Consider the following 20,964-nt stretch of genomic DNA (forward strand, 5'->3'; position numbering starts at 1 on the left):
TAATACTATTATAAACATAACCTGATTAAATGTGGCAAACCGTAAACATTAACGTTTTTAACATTCAAAGCATAACATTATCTTTGCCCTATGTCAACACAATTAAAAAATCTATCTGATTTCTCTCACACCACAGTTCCCAACGGTGCAAACTATAAATTCGGGATTATTGTAGCCGAATGGAATGCCGAAATTACCGGCGCATTATACAATGGTGCATTAAAAACCCTGCTGGCAAATGGCGTTGCCGAAGAGAATATTATTTCTTTACCCGTACCAGGAAGTTTCGAATTAACAAGTGGCGCGGAAATTTTATTGAGCAAAAGAAATGATATAGATGCCGTGATCTGCCTAGGCTGCGTAATTCAGGGCGACACAAAACATTTCGATTTTATTTGTGATGCTGTAGCGCAAGGGATAACCAATGTTGGCATCAAATACAGCAAACCGGTTGTCTTCGGGGTTTTGACTACCAATAACCTGGAGCAAGCCCAAGATCGGGCAGGTGGCAAACATGGTAATAAAGGCGATGAAGCTGCGATTACAGCAATAAAAATGGCTGATTTTTCTGCGCAAATTTAAACTTGCGTTTTAATAATTATTTGTACCTTAGCGGTTTAATAATTATCTGATCGGGTGGAACATCATAACCATTTTATGACAGCTCCACCACCATTGAAATAAATTTAAACAGATGAAAAAAGTAGCCATTTTATTATTGGCGGTGTTCTGCACCATTACCATTTTAGAGTCTTGTTCTTCTAAGCTTTGCCCGGCTTACGGATCTTATCCTGAAGGAAAGCGCAGAAGAAACTAATCTAATTCATTCCTAATTTCATTTCAGGTTATTTGCAGAACTTTATTTAACTGCAATTGTTATTCTGTAAATCATATATCAATATCATGACTTGGGTTAACTTAACTTCAATGGAGCAGCTTGATGAGATCAAGAGTGCAAACGGTTTTAGTCTTATTTTTAAACACAGTACACGTTGTTCAATCAGCTTAATGGCTAAAAAGAATTTCGAATTTGATTGGGATGTTATTCCGTCAGAAACAAAACTTTACTTTTTAGATTTAATCAGCTATCGTGATATTTCCAACCAGATTGCAGAAGTATTTCAGGTAGCGCACCAATCCCCTCAAATTTTATTGATAAAAAATGGTGATTGTGTATTAGAAGCATCGCATAGCGATATCTCGGCAGATGAAGTTGCAGAAGTGATCGCGGCTTAACGATAAAAAAAGATTTCAGATAAAAGGTATCCATGCAATTGGATACCTTTTTTTTTGGGGTTAGTGCTTTATTTTAGAAAAGCAATGTCTGTTTTTTATCGGTTACATCAGTCCTGCTGTACACTATAGTTCCGATTGAAAAAATCGGAAGCTGCCGTTCCCATCAGGTTTATTACCGTAAGACCTGTCCAGAAAAAACATCAAACGTTACTACGGAACGAAAAACACCTACTGGTTTATATTACCTATGATAGGTTCCGAGATGGGACGTATAACAAATATCTACACAACAGACATACCGTTACGTGTGCCGTCCTAAAGTGACCATTCATAGGTAGACACAAATAATGTTTTATTATTTGTGTTGTTCCGTAGGAACGTTTCGTGAAAGATGAAACCTATCAATTAAGCTATAAAGTGCATTACAGATTTTAGCAGAAAATAGAATCTCCGATTAGTTTCTAATCATTGATTTAAAACCTCAATATCATTTGCCAATTCGTAGAGATGTTACGCTTAATTCTACAAACAGATATGCTCGGGAAAAAAAAGGTCCCGATTTATACCGAGACCTTAATAATATTTTATTTGTTACCTAAGCGACTATTGTATTTTCTATTTTCAACACCTCCGATGTTCTCTTTCTGGTCTGCTTGCACAATTCAGGATCCTGAGCAAGTACTTTTCCATAGGTAGGAATCATCTCTTTGATTTTTGCCTGCCACTCATCAGTAGCCAGGTCATCAGCAAAACAACGGTTTAGTAAGTCCAGCATGATCGAAACAGCTGTTGAAGCGCCAGGTGATGCGCCCAATAACGCCGCAATAGAACCGTCGGCAGCACTAACTACTTCTGTACCAAATTCTAAAATTCCACCCTTTTTTTCATCCTTTTTAATTACCTGAACGCGCTGACCAGCATATTCAAGCTCCCAATCTTTTAATTGGGCAGTTGGCAAATATTCTTTAAGTGCCTCTAACCTATCTTCAGGCGACTGCCTAACCTGTTCAATCAAATATTTTGTTAAATCAAGATTATGTAAACCTGCCGAAATCATTGGTCGGATATTGTTAAATTTTATTGATTTTGGTAAGTCTAAAAATGATCCGTTTTTGAGGAATTTAGTTGAAAAACCGGCATAAGGTCCAAACAACAACGCCTGTTTACCATTGATCATTCGCGTATCCAGGTGCGGTACCGACATAGGCGGCGCGCCAACCGCAGCTTTACCATAAACTTTGGCATGGTGTTTTTTAATAATTTCTTCGTTGGTACATTTTAGCCACTGTCCACTAACAGGGAAACCGCCAAATCCCTTTCCTTCTGGAATATCAGACTTTTCCAATAATGGTAACGATCCGCCGCCGGCACCGATAAATACAAATTTGGCTACACGTTTGCGTTTGTCGCCGCTTTCTAAATCTTTAACCTTTACAACCCAATTCCCATCTTTATTCTTCTTGAGGTCGCGGATTTCGTGATTAAAAAACAGATTAACATTGCTTTCTTCCTTCAGGTGGTTAAACATATCGCGGGTTAAGGTACCAAAGTTAACATCAGTACCCAGATCCATTTTTGTAGCGGCAATTTTTTCGCCTTTTTTACGGCCATCCATAATCAATGGCGCCCAGGTTTTTACTTGTTCAGCATCTTCTGTATACTGCATGTCGCTAAACAGATCGCATTGCGTTAAGGCATCGTAGCGTTTTTTAAGATATTCTACGTTCTTTTTACCCCAAACAAAACTCATATGGGGAATATTGCGGATAAAATTGCCGGGATCAGAAACCAACCCCTTACTCACTAAATATGACCAAAATTGCTTGGAAACCTCAAAATGTTCTGCAATTTGAACCGCTTTTTTTATTTCGATAGAACCATCTTTTTTTTCAGGCGTGTAATTTAATTCACAAAAAGCCGAATGTCCTGTACCAGCATTATTCCATGCATCAGAACTTTCTGCTGCCGCAATATCTAAACGTTCGTAAATTTCTATGCTTAAATTCGGCTCTAATTGTTTTAATAAAACACCTAGGGTTGCACTCATGATGCCAGCCCCTATCAAAATTACATCAGCGTCAGTTTTGCCAACTGTCTTTTTCTTTTTTGTCATCTTAGCTTAAAGGAGTTACAAATTTAGAATGATTTTAAACATACCACGAATTTTACAACATTAAATCTTAAAAAATTGCCGAAAAATTAGAAATATTTTTCTTTCTGTTCATAACTTCTAATCAAATTTTAATCCAAAAAATACTTTGATTAATTAAAAACGAAAAACGATGCTAGCTTGCCATGAAAAGCTGGTTATTAAATTGCTATCCACACCAATCATCTGATCGAAATATTTATAATTTGAAATTCAAAGAGAGGAATTCAATTTCGACAATTATGGAATTTTAGCTGAAGGTGTTTTTATGGAGCTTCTGGAAATAATTAAACTTCAATATGACTTAAAATATTAATTAATTTGCCAAATGGATCTCGTGTATAAAATCGCCTAACGCCCCATGGTTCGTTAGCAGGGCCATATTCTATAGGAAATCCAGCCGCCATAACCTGTTCAAGCACACCATCAACATCGTCCACCTCGATGGATATATCTGGGGTTGGCGTGCCTGATCCACCTTGCGAGGCAAAACTGATCTGCACATCCATTTTTTGATCAATAGTTCCATAGGTTGCAATCCAACCATGGTCCATGATCAAATCAAGTCCTAAAATTTCGCTATAGAAACTGGCCGCAACAGCAAATTTTGGAGTGTCAATATTAAGCACAATTCTTTTTACCATAGGAATAATGTTTATAGAACTGATATACGGTGGTATGGCTTAGCTGGAAATAAAAGCATAATCTCATAAGCCGTTCATTAAAATCAATTATAACAGCACGTCAATGATTGCCGCCGAAGGATCTACCTTAAATGTGGGTAGCACTTCAACTATTTTCCTTAAACTTCGAGAGGCTCAACATGACAGAAAATTCAATTGGGGATAATTGTATTTCCGAATTAATTTTTAAGCTTCGCTTTAAATACTTTTTCCAGCTTCTGTATTTTTGGAAGGATGACCAACCTACAATACGGCTCACTCCCATTTTTATTGAAATAATTCTGGTGATAATTTTCAGCCACATAAAAAGGCTTTGCCGCTTCTATCGCGGTGACTACTTTCTTGCCATAAGCATTGGTTTTGTTCAACTCGGCCTTGTACTTTTCAGCTAATGCCTTTTGCTCTGCCGAATGATAAAAAATTACGGAACGATATTGTGTACCGCTATCTGCGCCCTGACGGTTTAACGTAGTTGGATCGTGGCTTTTCCAAAAAACTTCTAATAACTCATCGTAAGAAATCACCATTGGATTGTAGGTAATTTCCAAGACCTCGGCATGCCCGGTAGCCCCCGTACACACTTCTTCGTAAGTTGGATTGCTCAACGTACCACCTTCATAACCCGATTTAACTGAAATTACACCTTTTAATCTTTGAAATATGGCCTCCGTACACCAAAAACAGCCCATACCAAAGGTGGCTTTCTCTGTCTTTTTCCCTTGTGCGTTGGCCTGATTTAATGCCAATACGGCAAGTAGGATCAAAATTATTCTTTTCATGTGTGTTTTCATTTTATACATAATTATACGCAAAATAAAAGGATGTGGTTTGTGCTAGTTCAATAATGGGTTTTGTATGACAATCACAACAAATTATTGATTTAATTGTTAATGTTAACAACTTAAACTATTAACCTACAGTATTTTAATTCGACATTTTACCAGTCAAACACACTTATTAACAATTCTTTTTAAATTCGTATAACATTTTAAATATAAAATTATGTCTACACCGTATATCCCTTGTTTAGATTTAGGTTCCTACATCAATGGTTCTGAGGAAGAGCGAAAAAAGTTTTCTGATGAACTGGGCAGGGCTTTTAACGATTCTGGTTTTGTTACCATTACCAACCATGGTTTGAGCCAGGAATTAATTGATAAACTTTACGAAAACATTAAAGCCGCCTTTTCCTTACCCGTTGAAATCAAAAGGAAATATGAAAAACCGGAATTGGCAGGTCAGCGTGGCTATACCAGTGCAGGTAAAGAAACCGCTAAAGGTGCCAAAACACCGGACTTAAAAGAATTTTGGCAGATTGGTCAGGAGGTTACCGATGGTGATCCGGTTAAAAATGAATATCCTGACAACGAAGTTTTAGCGGAATTACCTGAATTTAATAAGGTAACGGGAGAAATCTATAAAAAACTGGAAGAAAACGGAACGCATTTATTGCGTGCCATTGCTACCTATTTAGAATTGCCGATTAATTATTTTGATAAACACGTCCATAATGGAAATTCGATTTTGAGAGGTATCCATTACTTCCCGATCGAAAATCCGGAGACTATTCCTGACGACGCGGTACGTGCAGGCGCACACGAAGACATCAATCTGATCACTTTGTTGATTGGTGCCAGTGCAGATGGTCTTGAAGTGTTAACCCGAAGCAACGAATGGTTGCCAATAAAAGCACATCACACCGATATTGTGGTAAATGTGGGCGATATGTTACAGCGTTTAACCAATAACAAATTAAAATCGACAACGCATAGAGTAGTGAACCCACCTCGTGAGTTAATGAAAACTTCACGTTACTCTGTTCCTTTCTTCCTACATCCGCGCAGCGATATGGATTTAACCAGTTTGCCATCAACCATTGACGCAGAACATCCTAAAGTTTATAGTGATATGACCGCTGGCGAATATCTGGACGAAAGATTAAGGGAAATAGGATTGAAGAAATAAAAAGATCATCATTGCGAGACTCGGTTCTTCATCAAGACGTGGTAATCTATTAAAAAAACAAAAAGCATCGGCCAAAACCGGTGCTTTTTCGCATTTTAAAATATCTAGTAATATTGAGGCAACCAAGCACTTAAAACCGTGATACAGTTAAGAGCATAATTTTAACTAATAGAGTTGTCAACTTTAATAGCCACATGGTTATTAAAGTTGACAATCCTGAATAATAATCCAGCATTATTTCTTAGACTCATCAATAGCCTTATTGACTACATCCTGAATTCTACCCCTAATTTTTAAATTGGAAAGTTTATCGGTAACTGTAGGGTTAACACGGTTTGAAAGAAATACATAAACCAAACCCCGTGATGGATCTACCCAAACACAGGTTCCGGTATATCCGGTATGGCCATAGGTTTGTGGCGAAGCCAGATCTGACGGATAATGTTTAGTACTATCTGGGTCCCATCGATCAAAACCTAAACCCCTTCGGCTCACATTTGATTGTTTTGAGGTAAATAAATCTACCGTTGCATTTTTAAAATACTCCACCCCACCATAGGTGCCGCGGTTTAACAGCATCTGATAAATAATGGCCAGATCGTTGGCACTGGCAAACAAACCGGCATGTCCTGAAACTCCACCTGCTAAAGCCGCCCCCTGATCGTGAACATAGCCTACAAGTAAAGTCTTTCTAAAATATTTATCATCTTCAGTTGGAATAATCTGCTCTGGTTTAAAACGGTTTCTCGGCAAAAAACCAGCCGTTTGCATACCTAATGGTTTGTAAAAATTTTCATAAGTATATTGATTTAAAGGCTCTTCGCTGATATGCTCTACAATATCTTTCATTACATACATACTGATATCGCTATACACATATTTACCACGTGTTTTAATCGGCGAATTGAGCATTTTAGGCCACATAAAATCTTTGAAAAAACCTTTTTTGATATAATAGTTATCGGCTACTTTAGTTGGATAGGCTGCGGATGAATCTCTGCTATAATCGCCTGTTTTCACGTAATCATGAAAAGGAATATAAGGGATAAAACCCGCCTGGTGCAACATCACCTCTCGTACCTGAATATTATTCATGGGTGTAGTACGAGCTTTCGGAATGTAAGCGCCGATATTGGTATCCAGTTTCAGTTTTCCTTCTTCAAATAAACGCATTACAGCTGGTGTAGTTGCTGTTATTTTGGTTACGGATGCGAGATCAAAAATATCGGTTACTTTATCTTGCACATTGGTATCATAGGTATGGGTGCCATAAGCTTTATTAAAAATCACTTTACCATCTTTAGCTACCAAAACTACCAGTCCGGGGGTAGCTCTCTGCGCTATGGCTTCTGCAGCAATGGCATCAATTTCTTTCAAGTTATTCGCATTTACACCTGCATCTTCGGGCACGGTATATTTTAAGCGCGTTACAGTTGTGGTAAAACCAGCACCCATGGTATAACGGGCAGAATAAGCCGTGCTTAACTTATTTACAGCAGCCATACCTCCAAAAATATATTGAGGTACAATGGCCGCAGCATCCGCATTGTTTTGACTGGTCCATACAATTGGTGATTTAAGTTGATCAAATGATTTTAAACCAGGTCCGTTACCAAAAAATGAAATAATCACCTGTTTATTTTTACTGATACTATTAATAAAGTTGATATAGCTGATCTTGTTTACATTCTGAACATCAATAGCAATTAAAATGGTGTTGAAATATTTAAGGTCATCTTCTAAATCGTTCAAATTCAGGCTATCTTTATAAGAGTTAGTAGAAAATGAGGTGATTTTGTCGTATTTATTGGCTAAACTATCGAAAACGGTACTATAGGCAAAGCCAAGACTAACCGAGGCAATATTTTTTTTCTCCAATGATTTTAGAGGGATAATCCCATCCTGATTGTTTAACAATACTGTTGTGTTGGCAATTGCATTGGCAATAGCCAGTTTTTTTTCATTCGCTGTATGATCTTGTGCGCAAGCTGTTAAACATAAAACATTGCAGCAAAATGCTACAGCTATAATACACAATCTATTTCGCTTCATATACTTTTTCTCCGTTCAGATAGGTTTTTAAAACTTTGGTTTTTAAAATGTTTTGTGGTGTTGATTTTAAAATATCATGGTCGAGCATTACAAAATCGGCTAATTTACCTTTCTCGAGACTACCCTTTTCGTGCTCCTCAAAATTGGATTGTGCTGCCCATATCGTCATTCCGCGCAAGGCTTCTTCACGTGTTAATGCATTTTCTATTTGGAAACCTCCTTTTGGAAAACCTGTTGCATCTGCTCTCACCGTTGCTGCATAAAACGTTAATAATGGATTAATGTTTTCCACAGGAAAATCTGTACCTAAGGGAATCCAACCATTTTGTTTTAGCAATTGTTTGTAGGCATATGCACTTTTTAGCCTTTCCGCCCCTAAACGCTTCCCGGCCCAGTACATATCAGAAGTGGCGTGTGTAGGCTGAACGGATGGAACAATACTTGCACGTCCAAATAGATCAAAATCGCTGGCATTCACCACCTGTGCATGTTCAATGCGCCAGCGTTTATCATTTTTACCCTTTAATATTTTATTATAGATATTGAGGATTACCCGATTCGCCGAATCGCCAATGGCATGGGTACACATCTGGAAATTATGGGCCGCTATTTTTACGGCTACTTCTTCAAAATGTTTCCGGTCGCTTAATAGAAACCCGCTTTTATTGGGCATATCACTGTAAGGGTGTAGCAGGCAGGCGCCCCGAGAGCCTAAAGCACCATCAGCATAAACTTTAAATGCCCGGACATTTAACCGATCAGTTTTAATCAGGCCACGGTTAAAAAGATAGGTATAATTTTCAGGCTCATCTGAAAGCATGACATAAAGCCTCATTTTCAATTTATTCGATTGCTGCAGCTTTTCAATAAACTCAACAGCCTGATAACTCAAGCCACAATCATCAATAGTGGTTAAACCAGCAGCAAAACAGTTTTTTTGTGCATCTAAAAATATTTTTTCGGCCAACTTAGCATCTGGTGTTGGGATTTTACGTTCTATCAAAGCTACAGCATTATCAATTAATACACCGGTAAGTTTTCCGTTTCGGGTAAGCATATCTCCACCTATCAATTTTTGCTCACTTTTGATACCAGCATCATCTAAGGCTTTTTGGTTAGCAATAGCGGCGTGTCCATCAATCCGGTTTAAAAATACCGGTCGACCGGGAAAAAGCGCTGTCAACTTTTCATTTGTTGGGAAAGCTTTATCCTGCCAATCGTTTTGATCCCAGCCATTACCAATTAACCAGCCATCAGGATGCGTTTTGGAAAACTCTGTTAAACGCGCAAGCACTTCGTCCCACGATTTTGTTTCCCTTAAATCGGCTGTCTGCAAACTTTGTCCATAGCCATAAAAATGCGCATGTGCATCTATAAAACCCGGATAAACGGCTTTGCCCTCCGCATTGATTTCTTCTTTGGCTGTATATTTACTTTTTATCTCATCACTTTTACCCAGCGCGAGGATTTTTCCATTTTTTACGGCAAAAGCTTCAACTGTTTCAAACTTACTGTTAACTGTATAAACAGTTGCATTATAAATAATTACATCAACCACTTCTTTTTTGCTACACGAAGTAACGAGCAAAGTAAGCAAAAGGCTGTATAGGACGGATTTCATACCGATAAAGATAGAAAATAGAACGCATTTGGATTTGTAAATTCGGTTTTACAGAAACAACGACTCAATCCTGGTCTTAGCGTCTTGCTAAGACCTACTCCCAATTATCGTTTGCCACGGAGACACTGAAAGCACGGAAATATAGCTTAAGTTGATTAAACATCAGTGAAACCAGCAGAAATTCGTTACCAGTTCAGAACGGCAGGCCCATGTAAATAAACCTGATGGGAACGGCATCCCGATTTTTTCTATCGAGATACAGTGTACAGCAGGGCTACCGGGACCGATTGGTGCAGAACCCTGCTTTTCAAAAAACAAAGCTAAGGCAGGAATAACAAATGTTCCTTCCAAAGATTCTTCACTGCGTTCAGAATGACAGGTAGCAATCAATCCTATTTACCTACAGTCATTTACATGTTGAGTTTTAAACAAATCGGGTTCTTTAAGCTTATTTTGCATAATTTAGCGAATTCACTTTGCCTTAATACATGACTGATATTATTCATTTATTGCCCGATGCTGTTGCCAATCAGATTGCTGCCGGAGAAGTTGTTCAACGACCTGCTTCTGCAGTCAAAGAATTACTCGAAAATTCGATAGATGCTGGCGCAGATAAAATTCAACTGGTAATAAAAGATGCAGGCAAGGCATTGATTCAGATTATTGATAATGGCTGTGGAATGAGCGTTACCGATGCAAGAATGTGTTTCGAACGCCATGCTACATCAAAAGTAAAAAAGGCAGAAGATTTATTCGCTATCCGTACTATGGGTTTTCGTGGCGAGGCCATGGCTTCTATCGCGGCTATTGCACAGGTAGAAATGAAAACCCGCAGGCACGAAGATGAAATAGGCACCTGCATTTCTATTGAAGGTGCACAGGTTACCAATCAGGAACCGGTAGCTACCTCTCCCGGAACGCAGATTTCGATTAAAAACCTGTTTTTTAATACGCCCGCCAGAAGAAACTTTCTGAAAAGCAATCCGGTAGAAATGCGACACATCATAGACGAATTTCAACGTGTGGCATTGGCACATCCTGGTGTTTTTTTTAGTCTGCACCACGATGGAGTTGAAATTTTCAATCTTCCAAAAGGTAACTTAAAACAGCGCATCGTCCATCTTTTTGGCAACAACTATAACGAACGTTTGGTTCCTGTTGAAGAAGAAACCACTATTATTAACTTGAAAGGATACATCGGAAAACCTGCTTTCGCAAAGAAAACCAGGGGCGAGCAGTTCTTTTTTGTAAATAACCGTTTTATTAAAGACCCTTATCTAAACCATGCGGTAAGCTCTGCTTTTGAAGAGCTATTACCTGATGATAGTTATCCATTATATGTGTTGTTTATTGAGATTGATCCATCGAAAATCGATGTAAACGTACATCCTACCAAAACGGAAATTAAATACCTTGACGAAAAGTCGATTTACGCAATCATGAGGTCGGCGGTGAAACGTTCCATCGGACGGTATAATATTGCGCCAACTTTAGACTTTGATCAGGAAACTGGTTTTAGCAATATGATTACGCATAAAGCAGTTGAGGATATTGTACCGCCCAGTATTAATTTCAATCCTGATTTTAATCCATTTGCGAATGATAGCAGGTCTAGTTCTGGTTACGCTACATCGCCAAGAAATTATGATGCGAAACCGAGCGCCAAAAACTGGGGTTCGCTTTACGATATCACCGAACAACCTGTTGTAGAGCAGACATCTATTTATGCTGACGAGACTATTTTAGAAACCAAGCAGAAGCAATACATGCAATTGCATAACCGTTACATTGTTTCGCAGATCAAGTCGGGCTTGATGGTTATTGATCAGCAGATGGCACATGAACGGATCCTTTATGAGCGTTTTCTCGTACATCTGGACGACCGGAAAGGTGCGTCGCAACAAAGTTTATTTCCACAAACCATTACGCTTAATGCCAATGATTTTGAACTGGCCAAAAGTTTATTGGACGATATAAAAAGTTTGGGCTTCGATGTACGGGAATTTGGAAAAAATACGTTGGTAGTAGAGGGTGTTCCCGTTGATCTGGGCAGCAGCAACATTAACGAAACGCAGTTATTTGAGCAATTGATTGAGGGCTTTAAAAATTCACAACAGGAGCTAAAATTGAGTAAACGCGATAGTCTGGCAAGAAGCTTGGCGAAAAACAGCGCAATAAAAGCTGGAACTGGTCTCGGACAGGAAGAAATGAACAGCCTAATTGATGAGCTTTTTGCCTGTAAAACGCCTAACTTTAGCGTGAGTGGTAAGCCGATTATCCAGACCATTACCCTGGCAGAGCTGGATAAAAAGTTTGAGAAATGAGACAGAGGTCCGAAAGTTGTAGGTCTGAAGACTAGCGCTAACAGCCTAAAATACAATTTAGCGTTTTAAGCCGGGAAGTTAGACTTAGCGCAATGTGCTTGAGTACAACAGCTTAGAATGGACAGTGAAAATCGGAAAATCTGAGACTGGAAGATTAAATACCATGCAGTAAATCTGTTCCCTTTTGAGGGCCAGGAAGATAAAAAAACAGTTAACCGATTTAAATAATTAACCAGTTAACCCATTTTAAAAATTTAAATGAATAACATATATATTCCACCAGTAGTAAAAAACCTACTGATTATTAACATTTTATTTTTCGTAGCCACTTACCTGCTTACAACACTTCACTTGGATGATCGGTTAGCTGTATATTACTTTGATTCTCCGAAGTTTCAGATATGGCAGCCCATTAGCTACATGTTTATGCATGGTGGCATAGCACACATTTTCTTTAACATGTTTGCGCTTTATTCTTTTGGAAGTATACTCGAATCGAGATGGGGCGGCAAAAAATTTATCATTTTTTATTTTATTACCGGACTGGGCGCACTAGCCTTACAGTGGGCAGTGCAGGCTTACGAGGTACACCAGATTATAGGTAGCGCAACCAATAACGGAAAGATAAACCTTACCGCATTATTTCAGGGCGAATTTAATACCAAACAACTTACAATGGCGCAGGCGGTTACCCTTCGAAGTATCTATTTTGGCGGTATGGTTGGGGCTTCGGGTGCTATTTTTGGTTTGTTAGTTGCTTTTGGTATGCTTTATCCAAATGCCGAATTACTGATTATGTTTATTCCGGTTCCCGTAAAAGCTAAATATATTATACCCATTTATATTTTAGTAGAATTATCTTTGGGTGTTGCCCAATTTGAAGGCGATTCTATTGCCCATTATGCGCACCTGGGGGGTGCCTTAATCGGCTTTATTTTGGTTAAAATATGGAAAGATAAAAACGATACATTTTATACACTCTATGAATAATACTTTCAATGACTTAAAATACAAGGTTTTTCAATCGGGCAACCCGCTGTTCTTTTACATTGGGATTAATGTAATCCTTTTCGTAGTAACAGCTATTATTGGCCTGATTGTATTTTTTGGGCGTATTCCCATCGATGCTAACTTATGGGTCAGAGAATATGTAGGACTACCTGCTAGTATTTCGAAACTACCTGAACGTTTTTATACCCTATTCACCTATATGTTTTTTCATGACGGGATACTCCACGTTTTGTTCAACATGCTTGGCTTATTTTGGTTCGGCAGCATATTTATGAATTTTTTAAAAAGCAGGCAGTTTCATTTTGTATACCTCGCGGGCGGTTTGTTTGGTGGCTTATTTGCCCTTGCTGCATTAAATATATTCCCAGTTTATGCTGATGGATTAGCTGGTGTAACCATTATTGGAGCGTCGGCCGCCGTCATGGCCATTATTTTCGCTACGGCAACACTGGTGCCCAATTACAGCATCATGCTACTCTTCTTCGGGGAAGTTAAAATTAAATGGATTGCCATGGTATATTTTATTCTGGATTTCATCGCCATAGGCTCTATAAATGCTGGTGGAAGTTTAGCGCATATTGGTGGGGCGCTTTTAGGCTTCACTTTTATCAAAAGTTTGCAAAGTGGAAGAGATTGGAGCAAACTGTTTGAACGCAAGCCAAAACTGAAGGTAGTTCGAAATGAAAAACCTGTTAAAAAACCAGAATTTAAAGGTGGTGTATCACAACAGGAAATAGATACCATTTTAGATAAAATCTCAACTTCAGGGTACGATAAATTAACAGCTGTGGAAAAAGAAAAACTATTTAAGGCAAGTAAAGATTAATGGCCACGAAAAAGAGTAAATACAATTTCATGGATAAACTCCTCTTGCCTATTGCCATTCTATTGGCAATTGCTTTACTTTTAGGAGTACTGGCTGGAAATATGGATCCGAGAAAACACGCTGTTATTGCTTTTTTCGGACTTGCCTATCCTTTCGTCCTGTTCGCTAATATTATTTTCCTGATTTGGTGGTTTTTAAGCAAAAAATGGATTTTTGCCATTGCTACCATTTTGGTGATCGCAATGGGTGCTAAAACTTTAAAAGCCACATTTGCCATTGGTGGCGATGAAGGTGTTGCTGAAAAAGCTGATCATAGCATCAGGATGATGACGTATAATGTACACAGTTTTAAACTGTATGGCGAAGACAATACCGAATCGGTTAAAGAAAAGATGCTTCAGGTAGTGAAAGACCAAAATCCAGATATTATTTGCTTTCAAGAATTTTTTACCCGTTACAAAGGTGCATATGATACTGTAGATAGCCTAAAGGCACTACTGAATACCAAATATTATTATTTTGTACCCGCCAATAAAAATGATTATGAGGCCGTTGGCCTGGCCATATTTTCTAAATATCCCATTAAAAATTCTGGCAAGATTCCTTTTGTTGAGGGTTTTTCAAATAACATGAGTATTTACACCGATTTAAATATTAAAGGAAAAACTCTGAGGATTTACAATGTACATTTTCAATCCATTTCTTTTGAAAAGCAGGACTACGAATACCTGGATAAGGTTAAGGAAATGAATACCGAACTACAACCTTCTAAACGGATCTTAAGAATGCTAAAAAGTGCGTTCCTGAAACGTAGCGGTCAGGTAGATATCATGAAAAAGGAAATGGCCAACTGCAAAACACCTTACCTTATTGCAGGCGATTTTAACGATACGCCAGCCTCATACGTGGTTACGCAGATTACTGCTGGTTTAAACAATAGTTTTATTAAAAAAGGAAATGGCTTCGGTAAAACTTATAATGGTAAATTTCCTAATTTTCAGATTGATTATATTGCCACTTCGAAAGAACTTGAGGTGTTGAATTACAAAATCATTCAGGCAAAGTTATCTGATCATTTTCCGGTTAGGAGTGATTTAAGGTTTGTGCCGTAAACTTAGCGTGGTCTGTATCTCCACAGACCATCCTTGAATATTCCTTTTTCGTTCTGTAAGGACACAGACCTAGGATAGAAAATATTTTTGTATAGGAGAGCAGGGCTTGTACAAAATAATAAGTTTCCTCCCGTTTTTTGCTTTTACGCTTCGCAGCCTCGTACCTCGTTGCTGCAGGGTAACGCTTCAACCGCCAGCCTGGTTGCCGCTACTATTAGGACACATCTTAAGTTTTAAATGCCGCAAGTTTCCAGCCTTGATAGATATCTTCAAATTTATCCAATCCTCTTTTTATTATAATGGGTCCTGCTGGTTGGGATCTAACATTTCCTTTCCATCCCCCAAGTCTTGCGATAATCCAACTTGCCCAGGAGAGTTTGTCTTTTCGGTATGGATTAATCGTTTTCGGTGTTTTTGGCAGATGATTTTTCTCAATAGCTTCCAGACAATCAATTTCCTGTTGATCAAACACTTCCTTAAGCTCTTGACAGTCCTCTTTGCCATAGGCCAGATAAAGCTGCATCACCCTCAGTGCTGCATTTAATACCATCAAAAATAGTTTTCTAATTGCCCATCCTGTTTCCAACTGGCTCTCTTCTATCTGAAAACCTTGTTTTTTTAGTATGCGGAACAGTTGCTCGATATACCATCGCTGTGTATACCGATAAACTATCTTCAGGGCTTCCTCTAAGCTTAAGGTGGGCTGGTCTGTGAGCAGCCTCCAGCACACGCCATCTTTGGTGTCATTATTCTTTTCCCTTGCTTCTATAGCATATAGTTCTTTTTCTTCAGCTATCTCTTTGCCAACTCCGTTCCTTGGCTTTTTGATACTTACCTTTTGACACCTTACCTCCATTTCCACGACTCTTTTGGTTTTATCTTTGCGCAGGTCGGCCGGTAAGGTTAGTAGGTATCCGCCCAGAACTGGGGCGTTCCTCAATACCGAATGTAATTTGGAACCATCAGCCAGTCTTCGGTTATCCCTGCTCCGGATGATCAAACTGGTACGGGAATCTGGAACTAAACAGAACTGCTCATAGATATCGCCCTCTCTATCCTGGATAATGGTAACATGGGCTGCCTGTGATAAAACATCTTTGGTTTTCTTGCCCGCTTTAATCCATTTATAAGATTCCTTTTCTTCAATCGCTTCTGTTTTGTAAACCTTGGTGGTATTATTCGACTTGTCCCTGGTTCTGTGCCATAACTGGAGGTCGCAATAGCCCAATATGTCTTCACTACCGGCATCAAGTACCAAACTCACATGGGAAAGAAATCCTAAACCTGTTTTATTCCCAACCAAACCGAGTCCACTTCCAGGTTTAATGTTATTGGCATTTTTGCTTAGACCGAAGGAACTGGTATCCTGAATTACCAATACATCTTTACCCATCGTGTTTTTAACACACCGCTGTATCATCTCTTTAATCAAAACGGACTCATTAACAGCCTCATTGCCCAGAAAACGATAAAAACCTCTCTGTTCTGCTTCATTTTTTGTAGCTGAATGAATGCTGGAGCTCCTGCTTTGAAGTAGGGATGAAGATATCAGCTCTGCTCGACGCTCTAATCGTTTATCTCCCAAAAGCCCATCAAAATCTGGTTTATGTCCTATGCGATCCATTCTGCAAAGATATTTTTTATTTGTGTCCTAATAGTAGCTGCAACCGGCAGGGGGCTAGGTAGGCAAAACAGCATTTCATTTTTGCGGTTGCAGGATGCCGAACCCTTGTTCCTAAACGCGATTGAGCGGAATAGCCCGGAGCGTAGCGAGGACTATAAGCGAAAGCGGGGCTGAAAACCGCCAAGAACCATAGTCCAATCATTTCCTAATTCTATTTCGGTCGGTAAGTAAGACGCCACCGATAGGATCAATAAATTGCCCGGCTGAAAGATCCTGAAATAAATTCAGGATGACGGATCCGTAAATATGTATCATCAAATACAACGATGGAGTCCTGCCTAGATGACCGAAATACGCCTATTAAATTTTCTTACCATACATCAACAATAGGTTTATTCCTTATTTCCATATTTGCCTTATAAAATCTAAAAAAAATATTCAAAATATGAGCTTAATAGATGCCCTAAACTGGCGTTATGCCGTTAAGAAAATGAATGGTCAGCCGGTTGAACAAGAAAAGGTTGATAAAATTATTGCCGCAGCACATTTGGCACCTACATCATCAGGTTTACAGCCTTTTAAAGTGATTGTAGTAACCAACCAGGAATTGAAAGAAAAAATTGCGCCGATTGCTTTTAACCAATCGCAGGTAATCGATTCTTCTCATTTATTAATTTTTGCTGCAAACGAAAATTATACTGAAGAAGGCATAGATGCTGTTTTCGACAGAATGAATGCAGAACGTGGTTTGCCTTTAGATACTACAGATGCTTACAAAGCACAACTTAAAGGCATGCTATTACCTAGAACTGCAGAAGAAAACTTTAACCATGCAGCCCGTCAGGCTTATATTGCTTTTGGTATTGCCATTGCAGAAGCTGCGGTGTTAAAAGTAGATGCTACACCAATGGAAGGTTTTAACGGACCTGCCTTAGATGAACTTTTAGGTTTAGATAAAAAAGGTTTAAAAAGTGTTACCTTATTGCCTTTGGGATACAGGGACGAAGCTGGCGATTGGTTGGTAAACCTTAAAAAAGTGCGAACACCAAAAGAAGAATTCTTAATTGAATTTAAATAACAGGCAAACACCATTATATTGAAAACGGGCCGCTATTTAGCGGCTTGTTTTGTTTTACAGTTTTTCATACCAGATATTATATGACAAAAATCCGTCATTGCGAACGGAAGCGCCGCTAGTAGATTGGCATATAGCAATCTTTGCATACAAATTTACCTCAATGATCACATCATTAAAGCTTGCGCGCGTTTCTAACGCAAGCTTTAATAGCACCACGATTCTATCGCAAATAAGCTGCGTTAAAAACGCTAAATCATTCTACGCTCGTTAAGAAACGAGCGTGAGCATTTTTTGCATGATTATAGAGCGAATGGAAATGCCATTCCATGCTGTAATCCATTTGCAATATGGAACACAAGGAATAGAAAATTATAGCCCAATAGTTTTGTAAAAAAATGTTAAACCTTTGCACAATTTAGGACAGCTATTTATAATTGGATATATTTACGGGCTTAGCCATTAATATCCAATCCATGAAGATTTTTAGATTATCTTTTATCATACTGTCTCTCTTATCAGCACTAAGTTTTTCTTCCTCGGCCCAAACTGATACCATTAGCATCAACAGCATCATTGCCAAAACCAATAAGGTATTAAGTGATTATCCTGCTGAAAAGATTTACCTTCATTTTGATAAGCCTTATTATGCTGTAGCCGATACCGTTTGGTTTAAAGCTTATGTTACCGAAAACCAGATTTTTTTATCGGGCATCAGTAAAATCATCTATGTAGATGTAATCAACCAAAAAGATTCGTTGATCCAAACTTTAAAGTTACCCATAACCGGTGGATTTGCTTATGGCAGCTTTCCTTTAGATCAGATTAACTACAAACAAGGCAACTATCACATCAGGGCTTATACTTTATGGATGCTCAACAGTGATGATCCCGCTTATTTTAACAAAACTTTTTACGTAGGCGAAGCCATTGATAAAGAAGTAAAAACCCACATCACTTATAAAAATACCTCTACAGATAAATTAGAAAAAATTGAGGCGCGTGTACAATTTAAAGATGCAAGCAATAAACCTTACGCTAATAAAAATGTGAGCTGGCAGGTAGTCACCAGTTTTACCGTAATTGCCAAAGGCAGAGGCACAACAGATGCGAACGGTTATCTAAATATCGCCATGAGCAATGCACAAAAGGCAGAATATCAATTACAAAAAGGCGAACTGATTACCAGTATTAATACAACGGATAAAGATGTGGCTAGCAGCAGCTTCCCACTTAAAAATGCAATCTTAAGCAAGGATTTTCAATTTTTCCCTGAAGGAGGAAGTTTAATAGCTGGCCTAAATAATAAAATAGCTTTTAAAGCCATTAAAAGTGATGGTTTGGGTATCAACTCAAAAGGTACCGTAACCGATAATGATGGCAAAACTGTTGCCAACTTTACTGCTCAGCATTTAGGAATGGGCAGTTTTAACCTATTGGCAGAAGCTGGAAAAACTTATAAGGCTGCCGTTACCTATGCCGATGGCACCACACAAACTTATAATTTGCCCGCAGTTTCGGCAAGTGGTGTTACGCTAAACATAGATAATACGGGTGCAGATAATATTGCCATAAAAATCCTGGCTAATGATGCTTTCTTTGAACAGAACAAAGGTAAAAAGCTTTATTTGATAGCGCAGAGTAAGGGCGTGATCTGTTATGGTGCGCAAACCGCATTAGCCAACCTGGAATATAATACCACTGTACTGAAATCAAAATTCCCAAATGGAATTGCACAATTTACGCTATTTAACGAGTTTGGTAAACCATTAAGTGAACGATTGGTTTTTGTTCAGCATAAAAATACGATGGCGGTAACACTAACCAGTGCGGCAACTACTTATGGAATCAAGAAAAAGGTAAAGATAAATGTGGCAGCGAAAAAAGATGGTGCTCCTGTAGAAGGCAGTTTTTCTGTAGCTGTTGTAGATGAAACCAAAGTTCCATCAAGCGAAGATGCCACCAGTACGATATTAACAGGCTTGTTATTAAGCAGCGATGTTAAAGGTTATATTGAAAAAGCCAATTACTATTTTAATGCACCCGACGCCAAGAAGAATGCCGATTTAGATGTATTACTCCTTACTCAGGGTTACCGCGGTTTTAAGTATACAGACATCATCGCCAATAAATTACCAAAAATTGATTTCTTACCAGAACAGGGCATCGAAATTTCTGGTATTTTACGTCAAAACAATGGCATTCCGGTGAGAAAAGGTGCCCTGCTTTTAAGTATTCCAGATAAACGCTTTAACCAGGAAGGTACCACGGATCCTGTAGGAAACTTTAAATTCTCCAACCTGGTATTTAACGATTCATCGAAAGTAACCATTACTGCTAAGTACAATGTAAACTATAAAAACATGACTTTAAGTTTAAATGGCGCACCTGTACCTACATTAACCAGAAATTTTAGTGCAGCTGAAGAAGTTCTAAATATTGATAGTACTTTGACCAGTTATTTAGATAACAGCAAAAAACAATATGCTTATTTACATACCTTAAAAGATGTAAACATTAAAGCCGCTGCGGTTCCGAAAGTAAGTCATAAAGATTATCCTGCATTGAGCGGACTAAGCCAAATGGCCGACCATGAAGTTAGTGGCGATCGGTTTAAAGGCTGCGGTTTGTTGATTAACTGCTTACAAGGTATGCTGGCAGGGGTTACCTTTGCCGATAATAACTTTTACGTAACACGCGATTACAACCAGGGCAAAAAAATTCCAATGGGTATTTTTATCAATGGTATGATTGTGGATGTAAATCAGATTAATACGATAGACGTGAACCAACTTGAATCGGTTGAAATATTTTTAAGAGACGACTTAGGTCTGGTTAACCGAGCCAACAATGTAAATGGCGTAATTGTATTTAACCAGAAAAAAGCACCTAAAGGCACCAGGATTTCGAAAGCGCAGTTGATGGACATGCTTCCTAAATACTACGAGCTAACTTTCTCGCCACAGGGTTATAATAAAGAAAAACAGTTTTACTCTCCTAAATATGATGTTCCAGCGAGCATGAACCGCAGCGATTTAAGAACCACCATTTACTGGAACCCTAAAGTGGTTACTGATGCAACGGGGAATGCTTCTTTTGAATACTACAATGCTGATGGTAAAGGACAGTATAAAGTAATTATTGAAGGTATAGATGCCAATGGTAATTTAGGAAGATCAGTATTTAAGTATCTTGTTAAGTAGGATGGATAATGTAAGATGGATGATGGGGAATTGAATTCTTTCGCTCATCCATTTCACCACTCACAAATTGTTAATAGCCTATA

Annotated in this window: 16 protein-coding genes; 10 read left to right on the plus strand and 6 right to left on the minus strand. The window is 38.5% G+C overall.

Annotated elements, in window-relative coordinates; genetic code table 11:
- Window positions 1-90 precede the first annotated feature (90 nt).
- From ribH to ytxJ, 3 genes are all read left to right on the plus strand, one after another.
- Entirely contained in the window at window positions 91-582 is a 492-nt protein-coding gene (gene ribH, locus PGN18_RS00785; protein WP_335317436.1) for a 6,7-dimethyl-8-ribityllumazine synthase, read from the plus strand.
- 112 nt (window positions 583-694) lie between these two features.
- The gene (locus PGN18_RS00790; protein WP_255420130.1) at window positions 695-817 is read left to right on the plus strand and encodes a hypothetical protein; all 123 of its coding nucleotides are present in this window, start codon (window positions 695-697) and stop codon (window positions 815-817) included.
- Window positions 818-903: 86 nt separating this feature from the next.
- Window positions 904-1,236 carry a bacillithiol system redox-active protein YtxJ gene (gene ytxJ / locus PGN18_RS00795; RefSeq protein WP_335317438.1) on the plus strand — a complete coding sequence of 111 codons (333 nt, stop codon included), beginning with the start codon at window positions 904-906 and terminating at the stop codon, window positions 1,234-1,236.
- Window positions 1,237-1,831: 595 nt separating this feature from the next.
- Here the strand turns inward: ytxJ and PGN18_RS00800 are convergent.
- The 3 genes from PGN18_RS00800 to msrA all read right to left on the minus strand — a co-directional run bounded on the left by PGN18_RS00800 (window position 1,832) and on the right by msrA (window position 4,847).
- The gene (locus PGN18_RS00800) at window positions 1,832-3,349 is read right to left on the minus strand and encodes a malate:quinone oxidoreductase (protein ID WP_335317439.1); all 1,518 of its coding nucleotides are present in this window, start codon (window positions 3,347-3,349) and stop codon (window positions 1,832-1,834) included.
- A gap of 323 nt (window positions 3,350-3,672) precedes the next feature.
- Window positions 3,673-4,029 (minus strand): VOC family protein, encoded by a 357-nt coding sequence (locus tag PGN18_RS00805; RefSeq protein ID WP_335317441.1) that lies wholly within the window; start codon window positions 4,027-4,029, stop codon window positions 3,673-3,675.
- Between the two features lie 218 nt (window positions 4,030-4,247).
- On the minus strand, window positions 4,248-4,847 hold the full coding sequence (gene msrA, locus PGN18_RS00810; protein WP_335317442.1) for a peptide-methionine (S)-S-oxide reductase MsrA: 600 nt from the start codon (window positions 4,845-4,847) through the stop codon (window positions 4,248-4,250).
- 223 nt (window positions 4,848-5,070) lie between these two features.
- Here msrA and PGN18_RS00815 point away from each other — a divergent pair, with 223 nt between their 5' ends.
- Complete coding sequence (locus tag PGN18_RS00815; RefSeq protein WP_335317444.1) at window positions 5,071-6,033, plus strand: isopenicillin N synthase family dioxygenase; 963 nt, start codon at window positions 5,071-5,073, stop codon at window positions 6,031-6,033.
- A 234-nt stretch (window positions 6,034-6,267) separates the two neighbouring features.
- Here PGN18_RS00815 and PGN18_RS00820 read toward each other — a convergent pair whose 3' ends face one another.
- Together PGN18_RS00820 and PGN18_RS00825 are read right to left on the minus strand one after the other, a co-directional pair.
- Entirely contained in the window at window positions 6,268-8,085 is a 1,818-nt protein-coding gene (locus tag PGN18_RS00820; protein ID WP_335317446.1) for a serine hydrolase domain-containing protein, read from the minus strand.
- Window positions 8,072-9,706 carry an amidohydrolase gene (locus PGN18_RS00825; protein WP_335317447.1) on the minus strand — a complete coding sequence of 545 codons (1,635 nt, stop codon included), beginning with the start codon at window positions 9,704-9,706 and terminating at the stop codon, window positions 8,072-8,074. The genes PGN18_RS00820 and PGN18_RS00825 overlap by 14 nt, the downstream gene beginning before the upstream one ends.
- A gap of 488 nt (window positions 9,707-10,194) precedes the next feature.
- On the opposite strand from PGN18_RS00825, the gene mutL reads away from it, so the two are divergent.
- The 4 genes from mutL to PGN18_RS00845 all read left to right on the plus strand — a co-directional run bounded on the left by mutL (window position 10,195) and on the right by PGN18_RS00845 (window position 14,979).
- The gene (gene mutL / locus PGN18_RS00830; RefSeq protein ID WP_335317448.1) at window positions 10,195-12,030 is read left to right on the plus strand and encodes a DNA mismatch repair endonuclease MutL; all 1,836 of its coding nucleotides are present in this window, start codon (window positions 10,195-10,197) and stop codon (window positions 12,028-12,030) included.
- A gap of 258 nt (window positions 12,031-12,288) precedes the next feature.
- Entirely contained in the window at window positions 12,289-13,020 is a 732-nt protein-coding gene (locus tag PGN18_RS00835; RefSeq protein ID WP_335317449.1) for a rhomboid family intramembrane serine protease, read from the plus strand.
- The gene (locus tag PGN18_RS00840) at window positions 13,013-13,867 is read left to right on the plus strand and encodes a rhomboid family intramembrane serine protease (RefSeq protein WP_335317450.1); all 855 of its coding nucleotides are present in this window, start codon (window positions 13,013-13,015) and stop codon (window positions 13,865-13,867) included. Before PGN18_RS00835 ends, PGN18_RS00840 begins: the two co-directional genes overlap by 8 nt.
- Window positions 13,868-13,896: 29 nt before the next feature.
- Window positions 13,897-14,979, plus strand: a complete 1,083-nt coding sequence (locus PGN18_RS00845) for an endonuclease/exonuclease/phosphatase family protein (protein WP_335317452.1) — start codon at window positions 13,897-13,899, stop codon at window positions 14,977-14,979.
- A 226-nt stretch (window positions 14,980-15,205) separates the two neighbouring features.
- Here PGN18_RS00845 and PGN18_RS00850 read toward each other — a convergent pair whose 3' ends face one another.
- Window positions 15,206-16,603 (minus strand): IS4 family transposase, encoded by a 1,398-nt coding sequence (locus tag PGN18_RS00850; RefSeq protein WP_335317453.1) that lies wholly within the window; start codon window positions 16,601-16,603, stop codon window positions 15,206-15,208.
- Window positions 16,604-17,048: 445 nt separating this feature from the next.
- Here PGN18_RS00850 and PGN18_RS00855 point away from each other — a divergent pair, with 445 nt between their 5' ends.
- Window positions 17,049-17,681 (plus strand): NAD(P)H-dependent oxidoreductase, encoded by a 633-nt coding sequence (locus PGN18_RS00855; RefSeq protein WP_335317454.1) that lies wholly within the window; start codon window positions 17,049-17,051, stop codon window positions 17,679-17,681.
- A 473-nt stretch (window positions 17,682-18,154) separates the two neighbouring features.
- Window positions 18,155-20,881: a carboxypeptidase regulatory-like domain-containing protein gene (locus PGN18_RS00860; RefSeq protein ID WP_335317455.1), complete on the plus strand. Its 2,727-nt coding sequence runs from the start codon at window positions 18,155-18,157 to the stop codon at window positions 20,879-20,881.
- The last annotated feature ends 83 nt before the right edge of the window (window positions 20,882-20,964 follow it).

Origin of the sequence: Pedobacter terrae (assembly GCF_036946585.1) — a bacterium.
Lineage (GTDB): Bacteria > Bacteroidota > Bacteroidia > Sphingobacteriales > Sphingobacteriaceae > Pedobacter > Pedobacter terrae_C.